The following is a 4992-nucleotide window of genomic DNA, read 5'->3' as shown; positions in this document are numbered from 1 at the left end:
GGGCCGAGCACCCGGCGGGCGGCGGCCACCGGCAGGTCGTCCGCGCCGACGTGGCCACCGGCGGCGTCCACCGCGAGCGCCACGTGCAGCCGGTCGTTGACCAGGCACGACGCCCCGTACGGCCGGCACGCCTCGGCCACCCGCCGGGCCAGCTCGTACGCCTCCCGGTCGGTGGCGTCGTCCTCCACGCGCACCTGCACGACGAGGTCGGCGCCCGCCACGGGCAGCGCGGCACGCAGCACGGCGAGCGGGTCACGCCCCGGCCGGGTGTCGGTGATGAGATGCAGTCGTCCCAGGGACGGCACGGCAACGCTCCTCCCTGCGCCGGCATTACCCGGATCAGGTTCGACGGTCGGGGGCTCCCAGCCCCCCTCTCAGCCCGGTCCACACCGGGCTCCCGTGGGTCACTTGCCGCCTACCGTACGACGCCTCCCCGCCGTACGGAAGCCCTCCGTAACGTTCGTCCCACACCAACGCGCGCCGATCTTGCAGTTGCCGCCCCAGCGGAAGCCGCGAAACGGGCACCCGAGGGGCAGAGACCGCAAGATCGACGCGTAGACGGTGGGGCGACGTCAGAGGAGGGCTTCGAGGGCATCGAGGTCCTCGTCGGAGGGTTGCCAGGTGCCGGCTTCGGCGTTGGCCTTCACCTGCTCGGGCGTGGTGGCGCCGGCGATCACCGAGGTCACCGCGGGACGGGCCGCCAAGCCGCCGATGGCCACCTGGAGCATGCTGATCCCGCGCTCGGCCGCGTACGCCTCGATCGCCTCGATGGTGTCCCAGCGCGCGGCGGCCAGCCGCTCGGCGTACCGGCCGCCGCCGGCCAGCCGGCTGCCCGCCGGGGGCGCCTCACCCCGCTTGTACTTGCCGGTGAGCAGCCCGTTGGCGAGCGGGAAGAACGGCAGCATGCCGAGCCCGAACCGCTCGCACGCGGGGATCACCTCGTCCTCCACCCCGCGCTCCACCAGGGAGTAGTGGTTCTGCGCGGAGATGAACCGGGTACGCCCCTGCGACGACGCGGTCCAGTCGGCGTCGGCGATCTGCCATCCGGCGAAGTTGGAGTTGCCGAGGTAGCGCACCTTGCCGGCGGTCACCAGGTCGTCCAGTGCGGCGAGCGTCTCGTCGATCGGCGTGCCCGGGTCCGGCTCGTGCATCTGGTACAGGTCGATGTGGTCGGTGCCGAGCCGGCGCAGCGACGCCTCGACCGCGCGGGCGATGTAGCGGCGGGCACCCCGGGCGCCGTGGTCCGGCCCGTTGGCGCCGTGCATGTCCATGCCGAACTTGGTGGCGACCACCACGTCGTCGCGGCGTCCCTTGAGCGCCTGCCCGAGCAGCTCCTCGGAGCCGCCCTGCGGCTCGCCGTAGATGTCGGCGGTGTCGAAGAAGTTGATCCCGGCGTCGAGCGCGGCGTCCACCACCGCCCGGGTGCCGTCGCCGTCGAGTTTGCGGCCGAAGTTGTTGCAGCCGATGCCGACCACGGACACCACGAGTCCGGAGTCGCCCAGCCGGCGGTAGGTCATCTCACTCACGAGATCCACCCTATGCCCGCCCCCGTGCCGCCACCCGGAGAGCGCCGGGGGCGGGCCACCGCCGACCGCTCAGCCGAGCACGTCGTCGGCCAGCACCCGGGCCGCACCGACCGTCGCCGCCAGCTCCTGCGGGGTACGCCCCACCGCGCCCAGCAGCGCCTGCGCCCGGTCGGCGAAGTCCGGCGGCGCACCCGGCAGGCGCCCGGCGGAGACGACCATGCCCTTCTCGTTGACCAGCCACCGTCCGGCCCGGCCGTGCAACGCGTGGACCAGCACCCCGACCACGCGGAACAGGCAGCCGGCCACGTAGCCGGCGTCGCCTCCGGCCGCTCCCTTGGCCGCGCCGTCGAGCAGCAGCCCGGTCTCCCAGCCGCCGGCCACCAGCGCGGCGCCCAGCGCGGGCGGGTAGTCGAGGGTCTCGGCCCGCAACGCGGTCAGCTCACCGGTCGGGTCGCCGAGCACCCGCCCGAGCGCCACCTCGCCGGCGTACGCGTGCGAGTAGAAGCCGAGCGGGTGCCCGGCCTGCACCTCGACCGTGTAGCGGCCGGCCCGGCAGTCCGCCCAGACCCGGTGCACCCGGTCCAGGTCCCGGTAGATCCAGTCCACTGCCACGCCGTCGACGCGCAGCCAACCACCCCCGTCGACCCACGGCCCCCAACCGCCCGGGGCGGTGAGGTCCACCGGCCCGTCGGCGATCGAGGCGGCCACCGCACGCAGCCCGGCCAGGTCCGGCGCGCCCCGGTAGTAGAGGCCGAGGTCCCAGTCGGAGTCGGGCCGGTGGTCGCCGCGGGCCCGGCTGCCGCCGAGCGCCACCGCGACCACCCCGTCGACCGCGCACAGCCGGTCGACCAGCTCCTGGTCGATCATCGGACCTCCCATACCGGCTCCGGCGTCTCGACCACGTCGCCGTCGCCCCGGAACAGCACGAACCGGTCGAAGGTACGGGTGAACCAACGGTCGTGGGTCACCGCGATCACCGTCCCCTCGAACGCGGTCAGTCCGGCCTCCAGCGCCTCGGCGGAGGCGAGGTCGAGGTTGTCGGTCGGCTCGTCGAGCAGCAGCAGGGTGGCCCCGGACAGCTCCAGCAGCAGCACCAGGAAGCGGGCCTGCTGGCCGCCGGAGAGCGTGCCGAACCGCTGGTCGCCCTGCCCGGCCAGCTCGTAGCGGGACAGCGCCGCCATGGCCGCGTGCCGGTCCATGCCGGCCCGGTGGTCGTCGCCGCGCCACAGCACCTCGACGAGCGTCTTCTCCATCAGCTCCGGCCGGTCGTGGGTCTGCGAGAAGTGACCCGGCCGGACGCGCGCGCCGAGCCGGACCACACCGCCGTGCGCGACCGGCGCGAGCGCGTCGGCGCCGTCGACGGGCGTGTTGCCCGGGTCCGGGTCGGTGCCGCCGCGGGCCAGCAGCCGCAGGAAGTGCGACTTGCCGGTGCCGTTCGCACCGAGCACCGCGACCCGGTCGCCGTACCAGAGTTCCAGGTCGAACGGGTAGGTCAGGCCGTCCAGCTCCAGCTGCTCGGCGATCACCGCGCGCTTGCCGGTCCGCCCGCCGGTCAGGCGCATCCGGATGTCCTGGTCCTTCGGGGGTACGGGCGGCGGCCCGGCCTCCTCGAACTTGCGCAGCCGGGTCTGCGCGGCCTGGTACCGCGAGGCCATCCCCGAGTTGTACGCGGCCTTCTGCTTGTACATCAGCATCAGCTCGCGCAGCTTCTCGTGCTCCTCGTCCCAGCGCTTGCGCAGCTCGTCGAGGCGGTCGTGCCGGGCCACCCGCGCGGAGTGCCAGCTCGCGAAGCCGCCCGGGTGCACCCAGGCGCTGCCGCCCTCGACGGCCACCACCCGGTCGGCGGTCTGGGCCAGCAGCTCACGGTCGTGCGAGACGTAGAGCACCGACTTGCCGGACTCGCGCAGCCGCGCCTCCAGCCAGCGTTTGCCGGGCACGTCGAGGAAGTTGTCCGGCTCGTCGAGCAGCAGCACCTCGTCCGGGCCGCGCAGCAGCAACTCCAGTGCGAAGCGCTTCTGCTGGCCGCCGGAGAGCGTCCGCACCGGCCGTTCCCGGGCGCTGTCCCACGACAGGTCCAGCACGACGGTGGCGACGGTGTCGAAGAGGACCTCGGCGTCGTACCCGCCGGTCTCGCCCCAGGCGGCAAGCGCGTCGGCATACGCGAGCTGGGCCTTGCCGGCGGCGGCACTGTACTTGCCGCGGACCTCGGCCGCCCGCATGGCCGCCTCGGTCTCGGCGAGCCGTCGCCCGGCGTCGCGCAGCGCCGGCGGGGCGAGCGACAGGGCCAGGTCGGCGAGCGTCGACTCGTCGCCGATCATGCCGATGAACTGGCGCATCACGCCCAGCCCGCCGGAGCGGGCGATCGCGCCGGTCTGCACCGGCAGGTCACCGGCGACCATCCGGAGCAGGGTGGTCTTGCCGGCGCCGTTGGGGCCGACGAGCGCCACCTTGGCGCCCTCGCCGACCCGGAACGACACGTCGCCGAACAGCTCCCGCCCGTCCGGGAGGATGTGCCCGACCGCTGCCACGTCCACGTATCCCACGCGGGCATCCTGCCCGAGCGGGACACGCGGGCGACACCCGATTACCGGGTGACCCGGAGCACCCGGTAGCCCTTCTGGCTGGCGTGCCGGTCGACCTGCCAGCCCTGCTCGACCAGCCAGCGGTGCAACGAGTCGCCGCCGAGGTGGCGGGCGACGACCAGCCAGGCCACGCCGTCCGGGGTGAGTCGGGGCAGCCAGCGCAGCAGCAGGCCGTGCAGCTCCGCCTTGCCGATGTGGATCGGCGGGTTGGACCAGATCTGGCGGAACGTGACGTCCGCCGGCACGTCGTCCGGGGCGGCGGCGCGGACCCGGCCGGCGGCGCCGACCCGGTCGGCGTTGGCGGTGGTGAGGGCACGGGCGCGCTCGTTGACGTCGACCGCCCAGACCGTGGCGGACGGCGAGACGGTGGCCAGGACGCAGGTGATCGGGCCGAACCCGCAGCCGATGTCGAGCAGCGGACCGGTCTCGCCGGGGGCGGGCAGTGCCGCCTTGCGCAGCAGCACCGCGGTGCCGGGGTCGAGCCGGTCGGCGGAGAAGACACCACTGGCCGAGGTGAGGGTGTAGTCGCGCCCGGCGACGGAGAACTCGACCTCGCGCGGGCGGGCCGGGGTGGTCGGTTCAGCGGTGAAGTAGTGGTCGCCGGTCACGTCGGCATTGTCGCACCGGCCGGGAGCGGGTCCGGTGACGGTGTGGCGGGGAGCATCCGACGCCACTCCGCCGGAATTTCCCGATATTACCCCTGAAAGGGACAATCGGCCCTACTCTATGCCACATGGTGTACCGGTACGAGTCCGACGAGGACGCCTTCCTGGAGTACCCGAAGCCCGGGTCGGCCCCCACCGGGCCCGGAGCCGCGACCCCGCCGCCCGCGGGCCCGTCGCCGTCCCGCTTCCCCACCCCGTCGCTGCCACCGGCCCGGCCCG

5 protein-coding genes and 1 riboswitch are annotated in these 4992 nt (G+C 74.2%); all 5 genes read right to left on the bottom strand.

What is annotated here, in order from left to right; all coding sequences use genetic code 11:
- Positions 1-305, bottom strand: a 305-nt coding sequence (locus HUW36_RS25315; protein ID WP_174530457.1) for a thiamine phosphate synthase, incomplete at its 3' end; no start/stop codon positions are given.
- A riboswitch (TPP riboswitch) is annotated at positions 300-411 on the bottom strand. Its footprint overlaps the gene before it by 6 nt.
- Positions 412-572: 161 nt before the next feature.
- Positions 573-1535: an aldo/keto reductase gene (locus tag HUW36_RS25310; RefSeq protein WP_174530456.1), complete on the bottom strand. Its 963-nt coding sequence runs from the start codon at positions 1533-1535 to the stop codon at positions 573-575.
- Positions 1536-1595: 60 nt separating this feature from the next.
- Positions 1596-2393 carry a nucleotidyltransferase family protein gene (locus HUW36_RS25305; protein ID WP_174530455.1) on the bottom strand — a complete coding sequence of 266 codons (798 nt, stop codon included), beginning with the start codon at positions 2391-2393 and terminating at the stop codon, positions 1596-1598.
- On the bottom strand, positions 2390-4069 hold the full coding sequence (locus HUW36_RS25300) for an ABC-F family ATP-binding cassette domain-containing protein (RefSeq protein WP_174530454.1): 1680 nt from the start codon (positions 4067-4069) through the stop codon (positions 2390-2392). The genes HUW36_RS25305 and HUW36_RS25300 overlap by 4 nt, the downstream gene beginning before the upstream one ends.
- Positions 4070-4110: 41 nt before the next feature.
- Positions 4111-4716, bottom strand: a complete 606-nt coding sequence (locus tag HUW36_RS25295) for a class I SAM-dependent methyltransferase (protein ID WP_174530453.1) — start codon at positions 4714-4716, stop codon at positions 4111-4113.
- Between the last annotated feature and the right edge of the window lie 276 nt (positions 4717-4992).

The organism is Micromonospora maritima (genome assembly GCF_902825405.1).
In the GTDB taxonomy this organism is placed as follows: Bacteria; Actinomycetota; Actinomycetes; order Mycobacteriales; family Micromonosporaceae; genus Micromonospora; species Micromonospora maritima.
The sequence above is the reverse complement of the archived record's forward strand: the minus strand, read 5'-3'. Positions and strand labels throughout refer to the sequence as shown.